Raw genomic sequence first — 22,771 nt, forward strand, 5'->3', positions numbered from 1 at the left:
AAACATTTCCACGGCGAGGTCGTCGCACTCACGTTGCTCGACACGCCAGCCCACGATCTTGCGGGAGAAGATGTCGATGACCGAGTACGCCTTAAATGCCACGCCGCGCCACGGGCTGCGTAGGTCAGTAATGTCCCAACTCCAAATCTGTTGTGGACCAGTAGCTTTGAGTACGGGCGCCGACCTTGGCGTCGTGCTCGTCGAGCGGGTCGGCGCAGCCGGTCGCGCACTTTGATCGACAATCCCCGAGGCAATCCGCCACCAGGAACGCCGCGAAGCCAGCATCACACCCTCATCCCAGGCCGCAGCGAACGAGTGGTCCACCGAGGTGCCCGCCAGCCAACCGGCGATGATCTGCTCTTTGATCACCGCTCGATCAGACTCACTGACACGCGACGGGTAGGCCCGGTCCTTGTGTGGCACCGGGTCGAGCACCCTCGCACGCGGGTTGAACCGGTAATGCCACGTCGAGCGCGACAGATCGATCATCGCCAGCGCCCGGCGTTGCGACCCGATCGCCACGCTCAACTCGGCGACGAGTTCGTTCTCGAGGTCGAGGAATCGTCGGGATCGCTCGTCGGCGGGGCTGCATCGGGCTCTTGTGCGTTCATCGCGTGCAAGAGCCCGATAGCTTTTCCCAACGCCTCGTTGGTGGCCTCGAGCTCGCGTACTCGCTCTCGCAGATGAGCCAGTTCGGCCTCATCGCGATCCTGCTTGGCCGCATCCGCCTTGGCCAACGCCCTGCGTTGCGGCGCGGGAACTGTCATAAGACCACCTTCCCTGGGAATCAGGGCGCGGTCGAGGTCACCGGCGAACACCGCCGCCTGCCACCGTCAGAACTGGTGGTTCGACACCCCCCGAGCAGCAAGGAACGGCCCCTTCTGCCCATAAGGAACTAGCTGATACTCCACGACGAGCTCACGAATCTCGCCGGATGAGAACCCCGGACTGATCGACATAACCCAACCTCTTCACACTGGACCACATTGACTCACAACGAGCGTGGCAAAGAGGGCTCAGCGATCGTTTTCACTCACAAATCGCATCAGTAGCCGGGGTGGTTGACGTCGAGGCGGTGCCGCACGACTGTCCGCAGCACCGGCAACAACTCTGCGGCGCGGTCGTCGAGCTCGCCCGAGCGGATCCCCGCGGCCAGTTCCGGTTCGTCGCGGTAACCGATTCCGCGCAGGGCTTCGGTGACCTCACCGGAAGACGTGTCGAGTAGTTCGCGTTCGACGATGCGCAACACATTGGCCGCGACGCGGGCGTGGAAGTTGACCTGGCCCGCATCGGCGGATCCGGTGGCGTTGCGGACGTCCTTCTCGAGGAAGCCGGCGACGGCGGCGACGAGTTCAGCCGCCGTCGGTCGGCCGTACAGCCAGCTCATCGCGGTCCCCCTCCTTCGAGCAGATCCAACACGTCCCACTCGGTTTCGCTGACGCGCCGACCGATCGCGGCCAGCTCCACCGACTCCGTCTGCCCCGACAGGTGACGTTCGGCCTGATACCTGCAGATGACGCCCCACCGCAGGGTGGCCACGGTCAACCACCACCGGAACGCCTCCCGGTCCAGCGTCACGCCCGCGGCCGATTCATAGGCGACCAGGAAGTCCTCGACGCTGCCCAAACCGCCGGCACCGTGATCCTCCGGCGCGCCGAAACGCCATGCCCGGATGCAGAACCAGGCCAGATCCTCATAGACCTCCCCGATGTGCACGAGCTCCCAGTCCAGCACTGCCGCCAGCCCGGTGTCGTCGACGATCAGGTTGCCCATCCGGAAGTCACCGTGCACCAGCACCTGCGGCGAGGGAGGCGGGCGATTGCCTTCGAGCCAGCGGAACGCCCACTCGAACGTCGCTGTGGTGTCGCCCATTTCGTCGAGCCGAACCCGCCATTCGGACAGCTGGTCCGACGGCGGCACGTCGATGCCCTGATGGTCGGCGCGGTGGATGGCGGCAAGCGCCTGGGCGCACTGCACGAGCAACCGTTCGCGGCCGGGATCGTCGAGTGAGCGATAGATCCTGCGCACGATCGTCTCACCGCCGATGGCGTCGCAGATCAGGTACGGATTGCCCAGTGCGGCAGGGGAGTTGTCGGCGGTGAGGATGTGGGGCACCGGAGCCCCCGCGACGGCCGCCCGTTGCTGAACGGCGGCTTCCAGTTCCATGCTCGCGTGGACGTCGTCGGGCGGGCCCGTGCGCAGAATCAGGGCGCGACGCGTGTCAGTGACCGCGTCGAACGCCCACGTCGTGCGGCTCGCCCCGCCGGTCAGCGCGTGCAGATTCTCGACGGCGACGCCCTCGCCGAGCACCGGGGCGAGGACGCCGGTGAGAGCGTCGGCGAGTTCGCGGCTCAACGCTTGCCGAACCCGAACAGCCGCTGTGCCACCCGCCGGATCTGAATCTCCTCGGCTCCCTCGGTGATCCGGTACCGCCGGTGATGGCGGTAGATGTGTTCGAACGGTTCATGCCTGCTGTAGCCGACGCCGCCGAACACCTGCATCGCGCGGTCGGCGGCATCACAGACCAGCCGGTTGGCACGGTAGTTGGCCATCGACACCTTGTCCGAGACCTCCATGTGGTGGTTGCGGTCCAACTCCGTTGCCGCGTAATACACGAGCAGCCGCACCATCTGCGCTTCGGTCTGCAACTCCACCAGCGGCCACTGCACGGCCTGGTTCACCGCCAGCGGCTTGCCGAAGACCTTGCGGTCTCCCGCGTACTGCACGGCGCGGTCGATGCAGTACTGCGCGGCGCCAAGACTGCTGGCCGCCTGCCGAATCCTGTTCTCGTGCAGGAACGTCTGGCCCACCTCCAGGCCGCGGTCGATCTCACCGAGCACCGCATCTTCGGGCACCCGGACGTCCTTCAACTCGACCTCGCCGTGGTCGGTCGGCATGTTGAACGACCACCAGTAGTAGGGCACGGTGAATCCGGGGGCATCGGTGGGCACCAGGAACGCGGTGATGCCGCGGGCCTGCCCGGCTTCTCCGGAAGTGCGGGCAAACACCAGATCGTGGGTGGCGCGGTGCACTCCGGTGTTGAACCTCTTGGCGCCGTTGATGACCCACTCGTCGCCGTCGCGCACCGCGGTGGTCTCCATCCAGGTGGCGTCCGACCCGTGTGCGGGCTCGGTGAGGCCGAAGGCCATCGACCGTTTCCCGGTGATCAACGCCTCGGTCCACTCGGCTTTCTGCACGTCGGTGCCGAACCGGTCCATCATGATGACCTGCGGGAAGTTGCCGACGATCGACGACTCGTTCTGCAGGTCGTTGTGCAGCCCAAGGCCTTTGTGCGCGAGATGTTCGCGGATGACGGCCATGTCGATGTTGCTTCCGTCGCGGCCACCGAACCGCGACGGCAGCCCGTAGCGCAGCCAGCCCGCCGCGTCCGCGCGCCTGCGCATCTCGTCGAGCAAATCCTCCCATTCCCGGCGGGGGATTCCGTCGTTGTCCCAGTCCGTGCGGGCATGTTCGCGACGCTTGTCGAAGTACTGGATGTTCTCGCGTTCCAGCGGCTTGATCTCGGCCTCGATGAAGGCGTCCATGTCGGCGAGGAGTTGGGGCAGATGGTCGGGCAGAGCGAAATCCACGTTGATTTCCTTTCCGGGGTTCAGAAACCGTACAGCGTCTTCTTCCAGATCCTCGACAGCGTCGCGATCGCATCCTCGTCGGTCAGCTCGATGCCGAGGCCCGATGTTCCGACGAAGACGGTGGTGAAGTTCTCGAACAGCAGCGCGATGGCCGCTGCGGTGTGCTCGGGATTGAGTTCGGCGCCGTAGCCCTGCTCCTGTGCCCGGCGCACCGACGCGGCGACGACGTCCATTCCCAGCCGGCGAAACTCGTTCTGCACCGCGGCGAACCGGGGTTGGGTCGCGGCCAGTTGCGCCATCGCGATCATGATCCCGATGTTCTGTTTGAACATGTTCCAGTAGCCGGTGACCACGCTGCGGAAGAACGCGTCGTCCTCCGGTGATTCCGGTAGGTCGAGCGCCCCGCCGGACGGTGCCACCACCTCGCGCAGAAACGACTGCGCGAGCACCGCCAACAGGTCTTCCTTGTCGGTGAAGTAGCGGTAGAAGGAAGCGGGGGACTTACCGGCCGCCGATGTGATGTCACCGAGCGTCGTACCGTGAAAACCCCGTTCGGCGAACAGTTTCCGCGCGGCCTTCTCGATGGCCTCGCGGGTCTGGCGGCCCTTGGCGCTCAGTGTTGCCGACGGTCCGGTGGGCACGTGTGCTCAGTTCAGAATGCGGTCGCCGGCGCGCAGCAGCGAACTCGGGAGATCGTGTCCGACCAGGCGTTGCGCCACACCCGCCGCTTCGATCGCGGCGTCCAGGTCCACGTCGACACCGATTCCGCTGTCGCGCAACAGATACACCAGATCCTCGGTGGCGATGTTGCCGCTCGCGCCGGGTGCGAACGGGCAACCGCCGAGCCCGCCCACCGACGCGTCCAGCCGGGTGATGCCCGCCGTGACCGCCGCATAGGCGCTGGCCAGCCCGGCGCCGCGGGTGTTGTGAAAGTGTGCGCCGAGCGGGATCTCGCCGACCATCGGGCGCAACGCCTCGATCGTCTCGGTCACCCGCCGCGGGGTGGCGGTGCCGATGGTGTCGGCGATCGCCAACCGGTCAACCTCGCTCGACAACGCCGTCGTCATCACGTCGACGACCCGCTGATGCGGGGTGGGCCCGTCGAACGGACAGTCCCACGTGGTCGCCACGATGACCTCGACGCTGGCCCCGCTGTCGTGAGCGATCGCGATGATCTCCGGAATCAACGCTGTCGACTCTGCCGACGTGCGGCCCACGTTGGCGCGGCTGTGGCCGTCGGCGGCCGACACCACGTATTCGATCGACGACAACCCCGCCGCGATTGCGCGTTTGGCGCCGTTCGGGCTGGCCACCAGCGCGGAGAATTCGATGCCGTGCGAATTGCGGTACTCCTGCAGATGCGCGGCGAGATCGGCGGCGTCGGCCAGGGCGGGCACCTTCGACGGCGAGACGAATGCCGTCGCCTCCATCTCGCGCACCCCGGTGGCGGCGACGGCGGCCAGCAATTCGAGCTTGGCCGACAACGGAATCGGGTCCTCGATCTGCAGGCCGTCACGCAGCGAAACGTCCCGTATCTGCACGTGTTCGGGTAGTTCGTTCACAGCACTCCCTCCGCCCTGAGCGCGTCGAGTTCGGCGGGACTCTTGCCGAGCAGGCCGCAGTAGATCTCGTCGTTGTGTTGGCCGGGTGCGGCCGGCCCGGCGTAGCGCACGGTCCCGGGCGTCTCCGAGAGCACCGGCACGACACCGGGACCCAGCACGGACCGTCCGACCCGCTCGTCCCAGTGCTCGACCAGCATTCCGCGCGACCGCAGCTGCGGATCCTCGACGACCTCGGCGACGGTATTGATCGGTCCGGCGATCACACCTGCGGCACTGAGGGTTTCGATGATGTCGGCGGGTTGGCGTTCTGCGGCCCAGTCACCGATGATCTTGTCCAGTTCGTCCTGATTGCGTCCACGGGCCACGTGGTTGGCGAACCGGTCGTCGGTGGCCAGTTCGGGGCGGCCCATCGCTTCACACAGTCGACGGAAGACGGTGTCCTGGTTGGCCGCGATCACCACCCAGCTGCCGTCGGCGCTGCGGTAGATGTTCGACGGGGCGATGCCCTCCAGCCGCGTGCCCGACGGACCGCGCACCACGCCACCGACGTCGTAGTCGGGGATGGTGGATTCCTGGACCGCCAGGCAGGCCTCGGTGAGCGCCGCGTCGACGACCTGACCGTCCCCGGTCACCGCGCGGCGATACAGCGCGGCCAATGCGCCCTGTGCGGCGAACATGCCCGCGAGGCTGTCGCCCAGCGACAGCGCCAGTCGGGGCGGCGGGCCGCCGGGGAAGCCGTTCATGTGCCGCAGGCCGCTGGCGGCCTCGGCGACCGAGGCATAGCCCGCCTTGTGCGCCTCGGGGCCGGTCTGCCCGTAACCGGAGACGCGCACGAGGATGATCCCGCGATTGCGTTCGCGCAGCACGTCGTAGCCCAGGTTCCACTTTTCCAGCGTGCCCGGCCGGAAGTTCTCGACGATGATGTCGGAGCGCTCGACGAGGTCGAGGAACAGGGCGCGGCCACCGTCGGTCCGCAGGTTCAGCGTCACGGCTTTCTTGTTGCGCGCGTGCACGGTCCAGAAGAAGTGATGGCCGTCGAGCTCGGCCTGACCCCACGTGCGCAGGGGATCCGGGGCGCCCGGCGGCTCGATCTTGATCACCTCTGCGCCCATGTCGCCGAGCAGGCGTCCGGCGAACGGCCCCGAGATCAGCGTGCCGACCTCGATGACGCGGATGCCGTCCAGCGGACCGGTGACGCTCATTGCGAGAAGCCGTGCCTGCGCAGCCAGTCGGTGACGACGCCGACCGCTTCGCGCAGCTTGTCGCGCTGGTCGGCGCCCGCGTAATAGTGGTTCGCGCCCGGGATCTCGTGCATCTCCTTGTCATGATGCCCGATCGCCTCGTAGAGCCTGCGGGTGTGGCTCGGTGTGCATGCGTCGTCGGCGAGGTTGCCGATCACCAGGGTCGGCACCGCGATGTCCGGACCGCACGCCACCGCGTCGCCGTTGGCGTCGTCGTAGCTCCATTGCGACAGCCAGCTGCGCAGTGTGCAGAACCGCGCGAGCCCGACCGGGCTGTTGTTCACCACCTGGGGGTCACCCAGGTAGCACGTTCCCGGGGTGCGTTCGTTGGGGTCGACGGCGGGGTCCAGCCAGCGGGGGTCGGCCATGGTGCCGTGCACGACGAACGCAAACTCGTCATCCGGCCGGCCCGCGGCTTTGAGTTCGGTGAGTTTGTCCTTGACCCACTTGGTGATTCGCCGGTTGCGGTCGATTTGTGCTTTCCGGTAGCGGTCGAGGAACTCCTGTGAGTAAGGCGGCTGGTTGGGGTTGTCCGGGTTGTACAGATCCAGTTCCGGATCGCGCCTGGTCGGATCGGCCTCGTCGAGGATCGACGCGTCGAGCCACTCGGTCAGGGTGCCGTGGCGGCTGATGTGGGCGGCCAGCAGCATCAACCCGTCGGCGGGCACGAGGCCGAGCTTGGTCAGGTCCGGCCCGTCGCCCGACGGGCTTGCGGTGATCGTGGGGTGCTGGGCCTGCTGCTGGTAGAACACCGACAGCGAACCGCCGCCGCTCCACCCGGCCAGCACCACCTTCGAATAGCCCAAGCGGTTCTTGGCGTCCTTGATGCATTCGCCGAGGTCCTCGACGACCTTCTCCATCAACAGCGCCGAGTCGGTGCCGCGGAATCGGCTGTTGCAGTAGATGACGTGGTGTCCCGCCCGGGCCAACCCGTTCATCATCGGCAAGTAGGCACCGCCGCCGATCGGGTGCATGAACACCAGCACGGTATCGGAGGGTTTGTCCTTGGGCCGCAGCAGGTGACTTTCGAGCACCACCAGCTCGGCCACCCCGCCGTACACGTCGCGCACACCCGAAGTGTTCTGGTAGGCAACGAGATACGGAACGCGGTCGTACTCGTGTTTCACGGCCGTCGTCACGCGTGCTGCCCCAGATCGTTGGCCAGCACCTCGGCCGACGGGGTCAGCCGCCGAGTCGTGTCGACGGAGATGACGTACCAACCGACGCGATCCTGTTCGTCGAACTTGCGCCGCGCGCGCTCGCGGGCCTTCTCCGGTGCGCCGTGGTGTACCCCCTGGGGGGCGTGGCTGACCAAGCCGGGTGGCATCGGGATGCCGAAGAGGTCGCCGCCGTGGAAGAAGGAGACCTCGTCGTAGTCGACGTTGCGGTGGTACCACGGCGGACGCTCGGTACCGGGAACGCTCTCGGCCGGCCGGGGCAGGAAGTTCATCACCGCCACACCCGTCGCCTGCATGAACAGGTGCACGGTCGGCGGCAGGTGCACGCTCTCGCTGGCGATGACGTTGTAGTCGGCGATGTTGAAGGTGAACGGGAAGTTGTCGCCGCGCCATCCTTCGACGTCAATCGGGTTGTGTTGGTAGAACAGCGATGTCGGGCCGCCGTCATGGATGAGGCGGACTTCGTATTCGGTTCTGCCGTCATCGTCGATGGGCTGCGGTTCGGGCACGGTGACCTGCGACGGATCGAACGGGAAGTGCCTGCCGAGCGGCCCCGGCGGCGGCACGCGGAACTCGGCGGTGGCCTCGATCATCAGCAGCGTGGTCTCGTCGTCGGGAATCTGACGCCACGTCGTCGCCTTCGGCACGTAGACCCAGTCGCCCTCCCGGTAACGCAGCGGTCCGAACTCCGTCTCGAGCCGACCAGAACCCCGGTGCACGAACGACAGCAGGTCCCCGTCGACGTGCCGCACGAAGAACGGCATCTCCTCGCTGCGCCGGCTCAGCGAGATCCGGCAGTCCGGGTTGCTGAACAACAGCAGCGGCGTGCCCGCGGCATCGGTGGCGTCGCTGGGTTTGAGCTCGCTGGTCATCACGTCGACGGGCCGCAGCGGTCCCGACGCCCGGTAGGCGGTGGGGTCGTGGCGGCGGTAGATGTTGGCGGTGCGGCCGACGAATCCGCCGCGGCCGAGTTCATCGTCCTTGAGGCCGTCGAGGTCGGCGTGCAAGCGCTTGGGGGTGCGGCCTTTGCGCAGGTGGACAAACGATTCCATGATTCGCTCCATCGACGATGACGGCGGGGCCGCGGAACACCACGACCCAGAACTAAAACTGACTTTAGTTTTACTTACGACGCGAGTCAATCCTCGAGATCGACCCGAATGGTGAGCAGGTTCGTGCCGAAGGTCCGCACGCCGAAGCTGTTGAACTGTGGCAGCTTGCGCAACCGCTCACGCGCGTCGTCGTCGGCGACGATGTGCGCGGTTCCCTTGTGCCACTTGCCGTTCAATCGAACTCTGACCGCGGGGTCGGCCTGGATGTTCTTCACGTACTGCGAGTTCTCGCCGAACTCGGAGACGAACCAGAACTCGTTGCCCACGCGCCGCCCGCCTAGTGGAGTGCGGCGGGGTTGGCCGCTCTTGCGCCCCGTCGTCTCCAGCAATGTCTGGAACGGCAGGAGCCGCATCATCGGGTTCATGACGTTCTTCTGAAACATCTTGGTGACCTGATCGCGCAAGTCCTCGGCCATGGTTCCCCCTTCGTTTCACACCATCGCGGTTCGCGACACCTTCATACCCAGTCTCAGCGCTCCGGCCAGTTCGCGACTGGTGTCGTAGTCGAAGACCACATGTCCGGCCACGACGTCGACGTCGCGCTTGATCCGTTGCAGCGGATTGTCGACGAAATGCGCGCTGGCACCTGACGCCTCGAGCAACAGCCCGATCACGTGGCGCGACTCGTGGACGATGTGCGCCGCGGCCATCCGGGCCGCTCCGCGCACCGGCCTCGGCACGGGATCGCCGGCGGCGACGATGCTCTCGATCTCGCCGACGGTGTCGGCCAACAGACTGCGCAGCGCCCGCAGGCGCACCTCGGCCTCTCCGAGGCGGGCCTGCGCGATCGGCTTGTCCTTCTGCATGACGCCCTCGTAGGCCAGCACCCGTTCCGACAGGCGCTCGGCGTAGATCTCGGCGACACGTTCGGCGCCACCCAGCGCCGGCATCGCCGCCAACAGCGCCAGGGCGGGCACCATCGGCCAGCGGTAGGTGTCGGCGTCGTGTAGCGCCGCGCCGGGCGCGGTACCGGTGTAGATGTCGACGACGCGGACCAAGCGATGTTCCGGGACGAACGCATCGTCGATCACGACATCGTTGGAGCCGGTGGCGCGCATACCGTCGGTGTGCCACACATCCTCGATCGCGACGTCCTCGATGGGCAGCAGCGCGAGCGCCGGGAAGATCGCGTCGTCGGGGCCGCAGAGCGCACCCACCATGATCCAGTTCCCGTGCATCACCCCGGTGGCCCACGACCAGCGGCCGCTCAGCCGTATCCCGCCGTCCACGGGCAGCCCTCGACCCGTCGGAGCCAGGGGAGCGGGGGCGAGAAACGGGCGCGTCGCGAATGCCTCTTCCTGGGCCCGCTCGTCGAACAACGCCAGGATCCAGTTGTGCAGGACGTAGAAGCCGATGGTCCATGCGCTCGACGGGCAGCCGTGTGCCATCCGCCGGACCGGATCGAGGATCGCCGGCAGCGGTGCCTGCATGCCGCCGTACCGCGCGGGCACCAGCAGGTCGGTGAGGCCCGACGCGGTCAGTTCATCGACCGTCGCCTCCGGCAACCGGCGCAGCCGCTCGGCCTCCGGTGCCCGTTCGGCGAGCCGGCCGACGAAATCGGCGTCGACAAGGGGGAGAGCCGGAGCGGCCGTCATGGCCTGGACGCTACCATACTTTTTTGTATGGTAGCCCTCGTCGGCCGGACCATTGAACGCCGAGCGACCGTGTCTGTACCCGACTCGCCGCCGGATTCCGACCCCAAGCGGACACTCGTCCGCGCCGAGAAGCCGCGAACTACCGCGCGAGCATGATGTCGAGGAACCGCTCCCGCCGCGCCGCGGCCTTCGTGCTGGCTTTCGCGCCCGACAGATGTAAGAAGCCGATCCCGGCTGCGAAGGTGGCGTTCGCACGCAGATCGGCCTCCTCGGGATCGAAGCCGTCCTCGATGAACGCCTGGCGCACGGCCTCGAGGACCCGCCGGTCCGACGCCCGCACCCCCGCGGCGACCTCCTCGTCGGTGCGCGCCCACTCCCGCATCGCCCGCTCCAGCGTGCGGTGCCGGGCGTCCACCAGCGCACCCATCATTCTCGAGAGCCGCTCCCGCGGCGGCAGGTCGCTCAGCGCCGCGAAATGCCGCCGATCGTCGTCGCGCACCTCACCCCACGCCCGAACCAGCGCGGATCGATAACCGGCCATATCGGGGAAGTGCCAGTAGAAGCTGCCCTTGGTGGCGCCGACGCGCTCGCACAGGGCGTCCAGCTTGAGCGCCTTGATGCCCTGCTCAGCGAGAATTTCGTATCCGGCCTGAATCCAGTCGTCGACCGACAGTCGCGGCGTACGGGCCGGTGCCATGACCGCAGCCTACGGGTGCCGCAATCAGCACACCGATGCCCGGTCGAGGGCTTTTTCGACGGTCCCGTCAGTGGTGATTTGCTTGGAAAATCCGGCGCGCGACACGGCCCTGGGTTTCTCCTGCGCTGATCATCGTGTTTTACTGCACACGCGACAACTGAAATTTTCTCGGTCCGCTCGACGGGCCCCGGGCTCAGTCGAGCGGGCATGACAGCGCAGTGCACACCTTGCTGCGGTGTCGATGGCGATCGCTCGATCGCAGACGGAACGGCCTCCAAAGTGGCAAACCGGAAGATGGATGGACTTGCAGTATGAGCTTGATTGACAAGATTCGCGGCCCATGGGCGCGGCGCTTCGCGGTGGCGGCCATCGCGGCGGCCCTGCTACCGGGATTCGTGAGCCTGGCCGGCCAGTCAGCCACCGCTGGGGCGTTCTCCCGGCCCGGCCTGCCGGTCGAGTACCTGATGGTGCCGTCCCCGTCGATGGGACGCGACATCAAGGTGCAGTTCCAGAAGGGCACCGGCTCCAAGGCGGTGTACCTGCTCGACGGACTGCGTGCTCGCGACGACTACAACGGGTGGGACCTGGAGACCCAGGCGTTCGAGTGGTTCTTCGAAACCCCGCTCTCGCTGGTCCTGCCGGTCGGCGGTCAGTCCAGCTTCTACACGGACTGGTATGCGCCCGCGTGCGGTAAGGCGGGTTGCCAGACCTACAAGTGGGAGACGTTCCTGACCAGCGAGCTGCCGCAGTGGCTCTCCGCCAACAGGGGCGTGTCGACCACGGGCAACGCCGCGGTCGGCCTGTCGATGTCCGGCAACTCCGCGCTGATCCTGTCGGTGTTCCACCCCGACCAGTTCATCTACGCCGGAGCACTGTCGGCGTTCCTCAACCCGTCCGAGGGCCAGTGGCCGTTCCTGATCAACATGGCCATGGGTGACGCGGGCGGTTTCGACGCCAACGACATGTGGGGCAGGACCGAGGACCCGAACAGCGCGTGGAAGCGCAACGACCCGATGGTGCAGATCCCGCAGATCGTTGCCAACGGCACCCGGATCTGGATCTACTGCGGTAACGGCACGCCCAACGAGCTCGGTGGCGCGAACCTGCCCGCCGAGTTTCTCGAGGGCCTGACGATCCGCACGAACATCACGTTCCGCGACAACTACATCGCTGCCGGCGGCACGAACGGCGTGTTCAACTTCCCGCCGTACGGCACGCACAGCTGGGAGTACTGGGGTGCGCAGTTGCAGGAGATGAAGCCTGACCTGATCTCGCATCTCGGTTCGTAAGGCACGTCAGGAGTCCCCGGACGCGACACGCGTCCGGGGACTCTTGCGTTCCCAGCTGGCGCGTGGGCGCAGGTGAACAAGGGGCGACATGAGCGCAGTCAACGTCTTGGTCGCACATCGCCAAGAACGTCACGGTGATCGTCACGGTGATCGAGGCGCCGCACACCTTGCGCACGATCATCGGCGTGACCGGCCGCACCCGGGTGGTCGTGCACGACGGCTTCTAGATCCGCCGATTGTGCACTCAGCGACGCTTTCCTGCGATTTTCGTCGTCAGATTCACAAACGGCACCGAACGCGGCCCGGCGCTACTTGAGCTCGGCCGAGGACAAGCCGAGCAGGCGGCGCGCCACCACCAGCAGCTGAATCTGTTGGGTGCCCTCGAAGATATCGAGGATCTTGCTGTCGCGCGCCCACTTCTCCAGCAGCGTGACCTCCGAGTACCCGACGGTGCCGGCCAGTTCGACCGCCTTCAGGGTGATGTCGCTGGCCACGCGACCGGCCTTCGCCTTGCCCATCGACGCTTCCTTGGAGTTCGGAATGTCGTTGTCGGCCTGCCACGCCGAGCGGACCATCAGCAGATAGGCCGCCTCCCAATCGGATTCCATCCGCAGGAACTCCGCCGCGGGTGCGCTCTGCGCGTGCGAAGGTTTGTCGTAGGAGATCTCGATGCCGGCCTCGGTGAGGATCTTGCGCACCTCCTCGAGAGCGGCGCGGGCGATGCCCACAGCCATCGCGGCGACGACGGGCCGGGTGTTGTCGAAGGTCTCCATGACCCCGGCAAAACCCTTCTCGACGTGAATCTCCGGGCTGCCCAACAGGTTCTCTTTGGGGATGCGGGCATTGTCGAACCGGATCACCGCGGTGTCGGAGGCCTTGATGCCGAGCTTGTCCTCGAGGCGCTCGACCGTCACACCGGGATGCTCGCGCGGAACGATGAACGACTTGATGGCCGCGCGGCCCAGCGACTTGTCCAGCGTCGCCCATACCACGATGTGGGTGGCCCGGGAGCCGGCCGTGACGAAGATCTTCTCGCCGTTGATCACGTACTCGTCGCCGTCAAGCCTGGCCGTCGTCGACACCGCCGCCGAATCCGAGCCGAAGCCGGGCTCGGTGATCGCCATCGCAGCCCACACGTCCTTGCCGAGTCGCTCGAGCTGTTCGGGCGTGGCCACGCTGGAGATCGCCGCGTTGCCGAGCCCCTGGCGCGGCACCGACAGCATCAAAGCCACGTCGCCCCAACTGATCTCCATCACGTTGAGCACCGCTGACATGTTCGCGCCGTTGTGGTTGGCGTCCCTGGGCTCGTCACCGCCCGCGAACGCCTCGGCGCCTGCGAACGCAAAAGCCTTCGCGTCCTGGATGCCCTCGAAGAGGGTGGCCAGGGTGTCCAGCTCCACCGGGTACTCGTGCTCGCGCAGATCCCACTTGCGCGAGACCGGGCGCAACATCTCCGCTGCCCCCTGATGAGCCTTCTCGATAACCGCTTCGAGCTTGCGCGGCAGCTCCAGATTGATTGCCATGATTGCTCTTTCGCTCAGATGACTACAACGCCCTCGGCGACGCCGATGGCGCGCAGATCGCGATACCAGCGTTCGACGGGGTGTTCCTTGGTGTAGCCGTGGCCGCCGAGCAGCTGCACGCCGTCCAGGCCGATCTGCATGCCCTTGTCGGTGCCCAACCGTTTGGCCAGCGCCGCCTCGCGGGCGAACGGCAGGCCCTGGTCGGCCCGTGACGCGCCGCGCCACGTGATCAAGCGCAGACCGTCGAACTCGATCGCCATGTTGGCGCACATGAACGCGACGGCCTGACGGTGTGCGATGGGTTCACCGAATGCGTGCCGCTCCTTGACATATGGGACGACGTAGTCGAGTACCGCGTGGGCGGTGCCGACGGCCAGCGCCGCCCAGCCGAGCCGCGACAATGCGAGTGCCTCCGAGTAGATCCGGTCTGTCTCTATCGGTGGCGCCTCCTCCTCGCCGAGGCGTGCCGACAGCGGCACCGAGACCCCGTCGAGCTCGACCTGCCCGATCGCCGCTCCGCGGATGCCCATCCCGGGATCGGGCGTGATGGTCAGGCCCTTCGACGACGATTCGACGATGAAAAGCGCCGGCTTGCCGTTGAGTTGCGCCCCGACGATGAACAGTTCGGCGTTGGCGGCGGCGGGCACAAGCGACTTGACCCCGTCGAGGCGGTAACCGCTCGGAGTCCGGACCGCGGTGGTCTTCAACGCGGTGGGATCGAACAGTGCCCGCGGTTCGGCGATCGCCACGCAGGACTGCGGAACATTCTCGCCCGCAAACTCTTTCAGATAGGTGGCCTGCTGATCGGCGCTGCCCCAGTGCGTCAGCGCCGACGCGACCCCGGCAGGGGCCAGGATCGGCAGCGCCAGCCCCATGTCGCCGTACGCCAGTGCCTCGGCGACCAACACGTTGGTGACGGCTGCGCGGTGCGCGGCGATGCCCTCGAAATCCTCGGGCACGTTGATCGCGGTGATGCCGAGTTCGGATGCCTTCGCGACGAGGTCGACCGGGTAGTCGGCGGACTCGTCGGCCTCGCGTGCCGCGGGACGGATGACCTCCTCGGCGAACTCGCAGACCGTCTCGACGATCATCTGCTGCTCGTCGTCGGGGGTGAGGTCGAAGTAATCCGAACCGCTCTTCTTCAGCCGCGTCGGTCCGCTCTGGCTGCCCGATACCCGCTTGAACTGTCGGCTGGCCGCACCGGCGAACGAGAAGACCTGCTTGACGCCGTACTTCAATCCGCGGTTGAGCGGGTCGCGCAGGTTGTAGCGGTCGAGGAACTCCTGGCCGACCAGGGGAGTGACCAGCGCCAGCCCGAGATCGGTCGCGGAGCGCTTGTGCTTCTTCAGGCCGACCGCGCTTTCCTTGTCGCTTCGCTTGGGCTTGGATCCGTTTTTCGACGGCAGGGCTTTACTCATTTCGTCTGCCTCGCTTTGATTTGTGACGTCCGAACTCGTCGAACTGACTCCAGAGTAAGGTATCCGAACTGACTCACAAGTAAGTTGTAGTCGAACTCACAGCTCGGGCGGCGACAACCGACGCAGCACCGCATCGTGCAGCAGTCCGTTCGTGGCGACCGCGCTGCCGCCGTGCGGTCCGGCCTCACCTGACAGGTTGGTGAAGCGGCCGCCGGCCTCGCGCACCAGGACGTCGAGCGGTGCCAGGTCCCACGTCGAGACTTCCGGCTCCATCGCGATGTCGACGGCTCCCTCCGCGACCAGGCAGTAGTTGTAGAAGTCGCCGTAACCGCGCACCCGCCACACCGCGTCGGTCAGCGCGACGAACCGGTCGCGGATGCCACGGTCGGCCCACCCCGAGAGGCTGGAGAACGCCAGGCTCGCCGAGCCGAGGTCGTCGACCTTCGACACGCTCAGCCGTCGCTCCGACTGCCCGGACACTTGCGCGTACGCACCCCGTCCGGTCACCGCCCACCACCGTCGGTGCAGCGCGGGCGCGCTCACGACGCCGAGCACCGGTACGCCGTCGTGCAACAGCGCGATCAGCGTCGCCCACACCGGCACGCCGCGGACGAAGTTCTTGGTGCCGTCGATCGGGTCGACGACCCACTGCCTGCCCACGAACTCCTTCGTGCCGCCGAACTCCTCGCCGAACACCGAGTCGTCGGGTCGTTCCCGGTCGAGTCGGGCGCGGATCATCGATTCGACCTCGAGGTCGGCGTCCGTGGCGGGGGTGAGGTCGGGTTTGGTCTCGACGACGAGGTCGACCGCTCCGAAGCGGGCCATGGTCCGAACATCGGCTGCGTCGGCAAGGGCCAGCGCCAGTGTCAGATCGTCAGCCTCGGAATCCATGCCTGTCGTCCTACCATGTCGGGATGTGGGAATTCGCGGTGATACTGCTGCTGGTCGGTGCGCTGGTGCTGCTGGCCCGACCGATGCTGATGCGCCGTCGCGGTACACCGACTGACTGGCCGTCGGGTCAACTGCTGGTCACCGGCGTCAGCCCGCGCCCGACCGACGTCACCGGACCGCAGTACGTCACGATCACGGGCGTCATCAACGGGCCCACGGTCAACGAGCATGTCGTGTACCAGCGGCTCGAGGTCGACGTCGACGACTGGCCGTCGATGGGCCAACTGTTTCCCGTCGTCTACTCGCCGAAGAACCCGGACAACTGGCGATTCGCGCCGCAGGCCCCACCACCGGGCGCCGCGCCGCCGCCGCCGACGCCGCCGCCCTACTCCTGAACTTTGCACGCAGGGTCGTCAATCCGCGCCGACCACAACCGTCCGCGCAAAAACGAGCCGACGCTCAGCCGTGCCCGATCCTCAGCATCTCGGCCACGGTGGTCAGCTTCACGCGCGGTCGCCCGTGCGGTTCCCCCGCTGACCGCTCGTATTCGTCGATCAGCCGCCAGTGGTCATCGGTGACGACCTTCGGCTGCCGCTCGACCAGCCATTCGGCCAACCGCCGCGAATGGTTCTCATCGAACTCGGACAACTGCGCGCCGGCCAGGTCGGCGATCAGCGTGTCCACGGTCTCCTGCGAATCGCTCTTGTTGCTGCCGATGACGCCCGTGGGCCCGCGCTTGATCCAGCCGACGACGTACTCGTTGCGGCTGCCTTCGACGCGTCCGCGGGTGTGCGGGATCGTGCCGCTGCGCTCGTCGAACGGCAGGCCGGGCGTCGGCACACCGCGATAGCCGACGGCGCGCACCACGAGCTGGGCCGGCACTTCCTCGCGTTCCCCGGTGTCCTTGGCGACGATGCGGCCGTTCTCCTCGACCAGCTCGTTGCGGCCCAGCACGATCGATTCGACGCGACTGTCTCCCTTGATCTCTATCGGGGAGGTGCGGAAGCGAAAGACGATGCGCCGCTTGGCATTCTTCGGCGTCTGTTCGGCATAGCCGCGCAACACCTTGATGTTGTTGCGTACTGTCTTGCCCGCCGCCTCGAGGTCGTCCTCGGTGATGTCGGCGAAGTCGGCGGGATCGATGATGACGTCGACGTCACCGAGCCCCTCGAGGTGCCCGAGCTCGCGCAACTCCAACGTGGTGAACGGCGCCTGCAACGGCCCCCGCCTCCCGACGACGAGGACCTCCTCCACCCCGCGGTCGTGCAGCGATTTCAACGCGTGGTCGGCGATGTCGGTCGCGCCCAGCACGTCGGGATCGGTGACGAGGATCCGCGCCACGTCCAGCGCGACGTTGCCGTTGCCGATCACGACGGCTCGACCGCTGGAGATGTCCGGTGCGATCTCCTCGAAATGCGGGTGGGCGTTGTACCAGCCGACGAAATCGACGGCGGCGACGCTGCCGGGCAGGTCCTCACCGGGGATCCCCAGCGCCCGATCCGATTGCGCGCCGACGGCGTAGATCACCGCGTCGTAGTGTTCGGCCAACTCGGCTGGCTGCACATGCTGGCCGACCGCGACGTTGCCGAAGAAGCGGAATCGCGGATCCAGCGCCGTCTTCTCGAACTGGGCGCTGATCGACTTGATCTTCGGATGGTCGGGCGCCACACCCGAGCGCACCAGCCCCCAGGGGGTGGGCAGCATCTCGAGCATGTCGACGCGCACATCTCTTTTCTGGCTGGCGTCGTCTTCAGAATCGGCGAACTTGAGTAACGACGCCGCGGCAAAGTAACCCGAAGGTCCCGAGCCGACGATCGCCACGTGGTAGGGGCGCATGGACACCTTTTGTCGAAGCTTCCTTGTCGCTGCCCGGCCTCGCGCAAGGGGCTGTCGCGTCGGGGCCGGCTGGTTACGCATCCGATGCTAGAACGCGGACGGGCCTCGTTGCCGCCAGTCGCGAGAACCGGCGTGGCTCGGCTCACGGGTAACCTGAACTCCCGTGGATCCTGACCGTCAAGCCGACCTCGCTGCCCTCGACTCCACCCTCACGACGGTGGAGCGGGTGCTCGACGTCGAAGGCCTCCGCGGTCGCATCGAGAAGCTCGAGCACGAGGCCTCCGACCCGAACCTGTGGGACGACCAGGTGCGCGCGCAGAAGGTCACCAGCGAGCTGTCGCACACCCAGGGGGAGCTGCGGCGCGTCGAGGAACTCCGGCAGCGCCTCGACGACCTGCCGGTGATGTACGAGCTGGCCGCCGAGGACGGCAGCGAGGAGGAACTGGCAGAAGCCGACTCCGAGCGGAGCAAGTTGCGCGAGGACATCGAGGCGATGGAGGTCCGCACGCTGCTGTCCGGCGAGTACGACGAGCGCGAGGCCGTCGTCACGATCCGCTCGGGCGCCGGCGGGGTGGACGCGGCGGACTGGGCCGAGATGTTGATGCGCATGTACATCCGCTGGGCCGAACAGCATGACTATCCCGTCGAGGTGTTCGACATCTCCTACGCCGAAGAGGCGGGGATCAAGAGCGCGACGTTCGCGGTGCACGCGCCGTTCGCCTACGGCACCCTGTCGGTCGAGCAGGGCACCCATCGCCTCGTACGGATCAGCCCGTTCGACAACCAGAGCCGCAGGCAGACATCGTTCGCCGACGTCGAAGTCCTGCCGGTGGTGGAGACCACCGACCACATCGACATCCCGGAAAGCGATGTGCGCGTTGACGTCTACCGGTCCAGCGGTCCCGGCGGCCAGTCGGTCAACACCACCGACTCGGCGGTCCGGCTGACCCACATCCCGACGGGTATCGTGGTGACCTGTCAGAACGAGAAGTCGCAGTTGCAGAACAAGGTTTCGGCAATGCGGGTTCTGCAGGCAAAGTTGTTGGAACGTAAGCGTTTAGAGGAGCGTGCCGAGATGGACGCCCTCAAGGGCGACGGCGGCAGCTCGTGGGGCAACCAGATGCGTTCGTACGTGCTGCACCCCTACCAGATGGTCAAGGATCTGCGCACCGAGTACGAGGTCGGTAACCCGGCGGCGGTGCTGGACGGCGACCTCGACGGATTCCTCGAGGCGGGTATCCGTTGGCGCAAGAGTCAAGATGATGGATGACGATTTGATCGCATTGTCCCTGGGGGAGCGCTGGGAGGGCTTCTGGCAGGGCAACATCGGCAACTGGATTCTCGACCGCGGTGTGACGATCGCGCTGTTGTTGATTGGCGGGCTGCTGGCTGCGCGGTTCATCAACTGGGCGGCGCAGCGGATCGTGAGCCGCATCGACGCCGAGTACCTGGAAAGCGATCAGCTGGTTCGTTCGGAGAGCACCAAGCATCGTCAGGCCGTCGCGTCGGTGATCTCGTGGGTGACGGTCGCCCTGTTGTTCATCATCGTGGCAGTGCAGATCACCGCCACGCTCGCGATCCCGATCGGGTCGCTGGTCGCGCCCGCGGCGGTGTTGGGCGCCGCGCTGGGCTTCGGTGCGCAGAAAGTGGTCCAGGACCTGCTGGCCGGTTTCTTCATCATCACCGAAAGGCAGTACGGCTTCGGTGATCTGGTGCAGCTCAGCATGGTCGGTGCGCCCGAGGAGTCGCTGGGGACGGTCGAAGAGGTGACCTTGCGGGTGACCAAACTGCGCACCGCCGAAGGTGAGATGTACACCATCCCCAACGGCAACATCGTTCGATCGCTGAACCTGTCGAAGGATTGGGCGCGCGCCGTCATCGACATTCCGGTGCCGACGGGGTCGGACCTCAACGAGGTCAACGAACTCCTGCACACCGTCGCGCAGAACGCAACCGAGGATCCCGAGCTCAGCGCACTGATGCTCGACGCGCCACAGCTGATGGGGGTCGAGAGCATCGGGCTCGAGACGGTGAATCTGCGGATGGTCGCGCGCACACTGCCGGGTAAGCAGTTCGAGGTCGGCCGTCGCATCCGCGTGTTGGTCATCGCCGCGCTGCGCCGCGCCGGGATCGTGTCGCCGACCGACGGTGCCACGCCGATGGTGGGCGCCATCGTCCACCCGGCGACAACCGACGGAGCCGAACACCAGACACAGGGCTCGGCGGAGCAGAAGAAGTGAGGAACTGGCTGACGGCCCGTTTCGGCCGGATGCGGATGTCGACGGTGGTACTCATCGCGGCGTTCGTTGCGCTGTTCTGGGTGAACCAGACGTTCGAGCCCAAGCCCCCCGAACCGCCACCCCCCGCGCCGGCGGTGGTCCCGCCCGGGTTCGTGCCGGACCCAAACTACACCTGGGTGCCGCGCACCAACGTGCGCCGGACCACCGAACCGACGACGACCACCACCACGACCACGACGACGACCCCGCCGACGACAACCACCACCAGCCCGACCGAGACCCCGACCACGCCGACCACGACGGTGACCGACCCGGACGGCCCGGGTCCACGGCAACCGATCACCCAGACCATCGGCCCCGAGGGGACGCCGCCGACGACCGACACGCCGCTGGTGCCCCCGGTGCCGCAACTGCTGCCACCACCGGCGACCACTCCGCCCAGCTAGGGCGGCACCCTTTCACCGCTACACTGGCGACCCGTGATGATCACCCTCAACAACGTGACCAAGCAGTACAAGTCGTCGGCGCGACCCGCGCTCGACAACGTCTCGGTCAAGATCGACAAGGGTGAGTTCGTCTTCCTCATCGGGCCGTCGGGTTCGGGCAAGTCGACGTTCATGCGGTTGCTTCTGGCCGAGGAGACGCCGACCCACGGCGACATCCAGGTGTCGAAGTTCCACGTCAACAAGCTGCCCGGACGCCACATCCCCAGCCTGCGCCAGGTGATCGGCTGCGTGTTCCAGGACTTCCGGCTGCTGCAGCAGAAGAGCGTCTTCGAAAACGTCGCATTCGCCCTCGAGGTGATCGGAAAGCGCGCGGAGACCATCAACCGGGTGGTGCCCGACGTGCTGGAGATGGTCGGTTTGTCGGGTAAGGCCAACCGGCTGCCCGCCGAACTGTCCGGCGGCGAACAGCAGCGCGTCGCGATCGCCCGCGCGTTCGTCAACCGGCCGCTGGTGCTGCTCGCCGACGAGCCCACCGGCAACCTGGACCCGGAGACCAGCAAGGACATCATGGATCTGCTCGAGCGGATCAACCGCACCGGGACCACGGTGTTGATGGCCACCCACGACCACCACATCGTCGACTCGATGCGTCAGCGGGTCGTCGAACTCGAACTCGGCCGGCTGATTCGTGACGAGCAGCGCGGCGTCTACGGAATGGATCGCTAGTGCGCTTCGGCTTCCTGATCAACGAGGTTCTCACCGGATTTCGTCGCAACGTCACCATGACCGTGGCGATGATCCTGACGACCGCCATCTCGATCGGCCTGTTCGGCGGCGGCCTGCTCGTCGTCCGGCTGGCCGACCAGTCCCGCAACATCTACCTGGACCGCGTCGAGAGCCAGGTCTTCTTGACCAACGACGTCTCGGCCAACGACCCCTCGTGCGACGCCGACCCGTGCAAGGCGCTGCGTCAGCAGATCGAGGACCGCGACGACGTGCGCTCGGTGCGGTTCCTCAACCGTGACGAGGCCTACGAGGACGCGATCACCAAGTTCCCCCAGTACAAGGACGTGGCGGGGCGCGACGCGTTCCCGGCGTCGTTCATCGTCAAGCTCGACGACCCCGAGCAGCACAAGGAATTCGACGAGGCGATGGTCGGCCAGCCCGGTGTGCTCAACGTGCTCAACCAGAAGGAGCTGATCGACCGACTGTTCGCGGTCCTCGACGGCATCAGCAACGCCGCGTTCGCGGTGGCGTTGGTTCAGGCGGTCGGCGCGGTGCTCTTGATAGCCAACATGGTCCAAGTCGCGGCGTACACCAGACGCACCGAGATCGGCATCATGCGTCTGGTCGGAGCCAGCCGCTGGTACACGCAGTTGCCGTTCCTGGTGGAGGCGATGCTTGCGGCCTTGATCGGTGTGGTCATCGCGATCATCGGGCTGATAGTGGTGCGGGCGCTGTTCTTGGAGAATGCGCTGAACCAGTTCTATCAAGCGAATCTGATCGCCAAGGTCGACTATGCCGACGTGCTGTATTTCAGCGCCCCGCTGATGCTCTTCCTGGGGTTGGCGATGTCGGGGATCACGGCCTACGTCACACTGCGGCTTTACATACGAAGGTAGCCATGCCAAAACAGGGCGCCAAGAAAGCCGACCCGTCCCGGTCCAGCAACAACAAGGTCGTCGCGACCAATCGCAAAGCGCGCCACAACTATTCGATTCTGGAGACATTCGAGGCTGGCATTCAGCTGGTCGGCACGGAGGTCAAGAGCCTGCGCGACGGGCAGGCATCGCTGGCCGACGCGTTCGCCACCGTCGACGACGGCGAGGTGTGGCTGCGCAACCTGCACATCCCCGAATATCACCACGGCAGCTGGACCAACCACGTGCCGCGGCGCAACCGAAAACTGTTGTTGCACCGCAGGCAGATCGACCAGCTGATCGGCCGCATCCGCGACGGCAACCTCACGCTCGTGCCGCTGTCGCTGTACTTCACCGACGGGAAGGTGAAGGTGGAGCTGGCGCTGGCGCGCGGTAAAGAGGCCCGCGACAAGCGTCAGGACCTGGCGCGTCGTGATGCGCAGCGCGAGATCACCCGCGAGTTGGGGCGCCGCGCCAAGGGCATGGCCTGATCGCCGCCGGCTGATCAACTCG

The 22,771-nt window shown here is 66.5% G+C and carries 24 protein-coding genes and 1 pseudogene; 8 read left to right on the forward strand and 17 right to left on the reverse strand.

The features are described 5' to 3' along the window. The 13 genes and pseudogenes from RMCN_RS02855 to RMCN_RS02915 all read right to left on the reverse strand — a co-directional run. Window positions 1–369: pseudogene (locus RMCN_RS02855) on the reverse strand (hypothetical protein); the annotation flags it as partial. A gap of 155 nt (window positions 370–524) precedes the next feature. Further along, a complete protein-coding gene (locus tag RMCN_RS31335; protein WP_234787546.1) occupies window positions 525–767 on the reverse strand; it encodes a hypothetical protein in 243 nt (80 codons plus the stop codon). A 278-nt stretch (window positions 768–1,045) separates the two neighbouring features. Continuing rightward, window positions 1,046–1,387: a DUF6285 domain-containing protein gene (locus RMCN_RS02865; protein ID WP_067387135.1), complete on the reverse strand. Its 342-nt coding sequence runs from the start codon at window positions 1,385–1,387 to the stop codon at window positions 1,046–1,048. Then, window positions 1,384–2,355 (reverse strand): phosphotransferase family protein, encoded by a 972-nt coding sequence (locus RMCN_RS02870; RefSeq protein WP_067387137.1) that lies wholly within the window; start codon window positions 2,353–2,355, stop codon window positions 1,384–1,386. The genes RMCN_RS02865 and RMCN_RS02870 overlap by 4 nt, the downstream gene beginning before the upstream one ends. Continuing rightward, window positions 2,352–3,590, reverse strand: a complete 1,239-nt coding sequence (locus RMCN_RS02875) for an acyl-CoA dehydrogenase family protein (RefSeq protein ID WP_067387139.1) — start codon at window positions 3,588–3,590, stop codon at window positions 2,352–2,354. Before RMCN_RS02875 ends, RMCN_RS02870 begins: the two co-directional genes overlap by 4 nt. A gap of 20 nt (window positions 3,591–3,610) precedes the next feature. Next, entirely contained in the window at window positions 3,611–4,231 is a 621-nt protein-coding gene (locus RMCN_RS02880; protein ID WP_064412589.1) for a TetR/AcrR family transcriptional regulator, read from the reverse strand. 6 nt (window positions 4,232–4,237) lie between these two features. Continuing rightward, a complete protein-coding gene (locus RMCN_RS02885; protein WP_064412590.1) occupies window positions 4,238–5,152 on the reverse strand; it encodes a hydroxymethylglutaryl-CoA lyase in 915 nt (304 codons plus the stop codon). Further along, complete coding sequence (locus RMCN_RS02890) at window positions 5,149–6,354, reverse strand: CaiB/BaiF CoA transferase family protein (protein WP_067387142.1); 1,206 nt, start codon at window positions 6,352–6,354, stop codon at window positions 5,149–5,151. Before RMCN_RS02890 ends, RMCN_RS02885 begins: the two co-directional genes overlap by 4 nt. Beyond that, on the reverse strand, window positions 6,351–7,520 hold the full coding sequence (locus RMCN_RS02895) for an alpha/beta hydrolase family protein (RefSeq protein ID WP_201028788.1): 1,170 nt from the start codon (window positions 7,518–7,520) through the stop codon (window positions 6,351–6,353). Before RMCN_RS02895 ends, RMCN_RS02890 begins: the two co-directional genes overlap by 4 nt. A gap of 8 nt (window positions 7,521–7,528) precedes the next feature. Then, window positions 7,529–8,623 (reverse strand): homogentisate 1,2-dioxygenase, encoded by a 1,095-nt coding sequence (locus RMCN_RS02900; RefSeq protein WP_067387331.1) that lies wholly within the window; start codon window positions 8,621–8,623, stop codon window positions 7,529–7,531. Window positions 8,624–8,709: 86 nt separating this feature from the next. Beyond that, window positions 8,710–9,099, reverse strand: coding sequence for a nitroreductase/quinone reductase family protein (locus tag RMCN_RS02905; protein ID WP_064345935.1), 390 nt, complete (start codon window positions 9,097–9,099; stop codon window positions 8,710–8,712). A gap of 15 nt (window positions 9,100–9,114) precedes the next feature. Then, window positions 9,115–10,278 carry an acyl-CoA dehydrogenase family protein gene (locus tag RMCN_RS02910; protein WP_067387146.1) on the reverse strand — a complete coding sequence of 388 codons (1,164 nt, stop codon included), beginning with the start codon at window positions 10,276–10,278 and terminating at the stop codon, window positions 9,115–9,117. 139 nt (window positions 10,279–10,417) lie between these two features. Next, on the reverse strand, window positions 10,418–10,975 hold the full coding sequence (locus tag RMCN_RS02915; RefSeq protein WP_067387148.1) for a TetR/AcrR family transcriptional regulator: 558 nt from the start codon (window positions 10,973–10,975) through the stop codon (window positions 10,418–10,420). Between the two features lie 311 nt (window positions 10,976–11,286). Between RMCN_RS02915 and RMCN_RS02920 the strand changes: the two genes are divergently transcribed. After that, entirely contained in the window at window positions 11,287–12,264 is a 978-nt protein-coding gene (locus tag RMCN_RS02920) for an esterase family protein (protein WP_064412595.1), read from the forward strand. Between the two features lie 308 nt (window positions 12,265–12,572). Here RMCN_RS02920 and RMCN_RS02930 read toward each other — a convergent pair whose 3' ends face one another. The 3 genes from RMCN_RS02930 to hisN form a co-directional block, all read right to left on the reverse strand. After that, the gene (locus RMCN_RS02930) at window positions 12,573–13,787 is read right to left on the reverse strand and encodes an acyl-CoA dehydrogenase family protein (protein WP_067387151.1); all 1,215 of its coding nucleotides are present in this window, start codon (window positions 13,785–13,787) and stop codon (window positions 12,573–12,575) included. A gap of 14 nt (window positions 13,788–13,801) precedes the next feature. Then, a complete protein-coding gene (locus RMCN_RS02935) occupies window positions 13,802–15,205 on the reverse strand; it encodes an acyl-CoA dehydrogenase family protein (RefSeq protein ID WP_064412597.1) in 1,404 nt (467 codons plus the stop codon). A 96-nt stretch (window positions 15,206–15,301) separates the two neighbouring features. Further along, a complete protein-coding gene (hisN, locus tag RMCN_RS02940) occupies window positions 15,302–16,096 on the reverse strand; it encodes a histidinol-phosphatase (RefSeq protein WP_067387153.1) in 795 nt (264 codons plus the stop codon). 23 nt (window positions 16,097–16,119) lie between these two features. Here hisN and RMCN_RS02945 point away from each other — a divergent pair, with 23 nt between their 5' ends. Next, window positions 16,120–16,491, forward strand: coding sequence for a hypothetical protein (locus tag RMCN_RS02945; protein ID WP_067387155.1), 372 nt, complete (start codon window positions 16,120–16,122; stop codon window positions 16,489–16,491). A 64-nt stretch (window positions 16,492–16,555) separates the two neighbouring features. Here the strand turns inward: RMCN_RS02945 and RMCN_RS02950 are convergent, their stop codons facing one another. Then, window positions 16,556–17,932: an FAD-dependent oxidoreductase gene (locus RMCN_RS02950; protein ID WP_067387157.1), complete on the reverse strand. Its 1,377-nt coding sequence runs from the start codon at window positions 17,930–17,932 to the stop codon at window positions 16,556–16,558. Window positions 17,933–18,095: 163 nt separating this feature from the next. Here RMCN_RS02950 and prfB point away from each other — a divergent pair, with 163 nt between their 5' ends. The 6 genes from prfB to smpB are packed head-to-tail and all read left to right on the forward strand — an operon-like array spanning window position 18,096 to window position 22,749. After that, window positions 18,096–19,202, forward strand: a complete 1,107-nt coding sequence (prfB, locus tag RMCN_RS02955; protein WP_067387160.1) for a peptide chain release factor 2 — start codon at window positions 18,096–18,098, stop codon at window positions 19,200–19,202. After that, the gene (locus RMCN_RS02960) at window positions 19,195–20,172 is read left to right on the forward strand and encodes a mechanosensitive ion channel family protein (protein ID WP_165604403.1); all 978 of its coding nucleotides are present in this window, start codon (window positions 19,195–19,197) and stop codon (window positions 20,170–20,172) included. Before prfB ends, RMCN_RS02960 begins: the two co-directional genes overlap by 8 nt. After that, window positions 20,169–20,618, forward strand: coding sequence for an Rv3103c family proline-rich protein (locus RMCN_RS02965; protein WP_067387163.1), 450 nt, complete (start codon window positions 20,169–20,171; stop codon window positions 20,616–20,618). Before RMCN_RS02960 ends, RMCN_RS02965 begins: the two co-directional genes overlap by 4 nt. A gap of 36 nt (window positions 20,619–20,654) precedes the next feature. Then, a complete protein-coding gene (gene ftsE, locus RMCN_RS02970) occupies window positions 20,655–21,344 on the forward strand; it encodes a cell division ATP-binding protein FtsE (protein ID WP_067387333.1) in 690 nt (229 codons plus the stop codon). After that, window positions 21,344–22,240, forward strand: coding sequence for a permease-like cell division protein FtsX (gene ftsX / locus RMCN_RS02975; protein WP_064394402.1), 897 nt, complete (start codon window positions 21,344–21,346; stop codon window positions 22,238–22,240). Before ftsE ends, ftsX begins: the two co-directional genes overlap by 1 nt. 2 nt (window positions 22,241–22,242) lie before the next feature. Then, window positions 22,243–22,749 carry an SsrA-binding protein SmpB gene (smpB, locus tag RMCN_RS02980; protein ID WP_064345948.1) on the forward strand — a complete coding sequence of 169 codons (507 nt, stop codon included), beginning with the start codon at window positions 22,243–22,245 and terminating at the stop codon, window positions 22,747–22,749. The last annotated feature ends 22 nt before the right edge of the window (window positions 22,750–22,771 follow it).

Source organism: Mycolicibacterium novocastrense (genome assembly GCF_001570485.1).
Lineage (GTDB): Bacteria > Actinomycetota > Actinomycetes > Mycobacteriales > Mycobacteriaceae > Mycobacterium > Mycobacterium novocastrense.

Excerpts from the sequence above, each read along its gene's own strand:
- RMCN_RS02915 (WP_067387148.1), bottom strand. The coding sequence starts at position 10,975 with ATGGCACCGGCCCGTACGCCGCGACTGTCGGTCGACGACTGGATTCAG.
- RMCN_RS02950 (WP_067387157.1), bottom strand. The coding sequence starts at position 17,932 with ATGCGCCCCTACCACGTGGCGATCGTCGGCTCGGGACCTTCGGGTTAC.
- RMCN_RS02910 (WP_067387146.1), bottom strand. The coding sequence starts at position 10,278 with ATGACGGCCGCTCCGGCTCTCCCCCTTGTCGACGCCGATTTCGTCGGC.
- RMCN_RS02890 (WP_067387142.1), bottom strand. The coding sequence starts at position 6,354 with ATGAGCGTCACCGGTCCGCTGGACGGCATCCGCGTCATCGAGGTCGGC.
- RMCN_RS02935 (WP_064412597.1), bottom strand. The coding sequence starts at position 15,205 with ATGAGTAAAGCCCTGCCGTCGAAAAACGGATCCAAGCCCAAGCGAAGC.
- RMCN_RS02960 (WP_165604403.1), top strand. The coding sequence starts at position 19,195 with ATGGATGACGATTTGATCGCATTGTCCCTGGGGGAGCGCTGGGAGGGC.
- RMCN_RS02930 (WP_067387151.1), bottom strand. The coding sequence starts at position 13,787 with ATGGCAATCAATCTGGAGCTGCCGCGCAAGCTCGAAGCGGTTATCGAG.
- ftsE (WP_067387333.1), top strand. The coding sequence starts at position 20,655 with ATGATCACCCTCAACAACGTGACCAAGCAGTACAAGTCGTCGGCGCGA.
- RMCN_RS02905 (WP_064345935.1), bottom strand. The coding sequence starts at position 9,099 with ATGGCCGAGGACTTGCGCGATCAGGTCACCAAGATGTTTCAGAAGAAC.
- RMCN_RS02900 (WP_067387331.1), bottom strand. The coding sequence starts at position 8,623 with ATGGAATCGTTTGTCCACCTGCGCAAAGGCCGCACCCCCAAGCGCTTG.
- hisN (WP_067387153.1), bottom strand. The coding sequence starts at position 16,096 with ATGGATTCCGAGGCTGACGATCTGACACTGGCGCTGGCCCTTGCCGAC.
- RMCN_RS02865 (WP_067387135.1), bottom strand. The coding sequence starts at position 1,387 with ATGAGCTGGCTGTACGGCCGACCGACGGCGGCTGAACTCGTCGCCGCC.
- smpB (WP_064345948.1), top strand. The coding sequence starts at position 22,243 with ATGCCAAAACAGGGCGCCAAGAAAGCCGACCCGTCCCGGTCCAGCAAC.
- RMCN_RS31335 (WP_234787546.1), bottom strand. The coding sequence starts at position 767 with ATGACAGTTCCCGCGCCGCAACGCAGGGCGTTGGCCAAGGCGGATGCG.
- RMCN_RS02920 (WP_064412595.1), top strand. The coding sequence starts at position 11,287 with ATGAGCTTGATTGACAAGATTCGCGGCCCATGGGCGCGGCGCTTCGCG.
- RMCN_RS02945 (WP_067387155.1), top strand. The coding sequence starts at position 16,120 with ATGTGGGAATTCGCGGTGATACTGCTGCTGGTCGGTGCGCTGGTGCTG.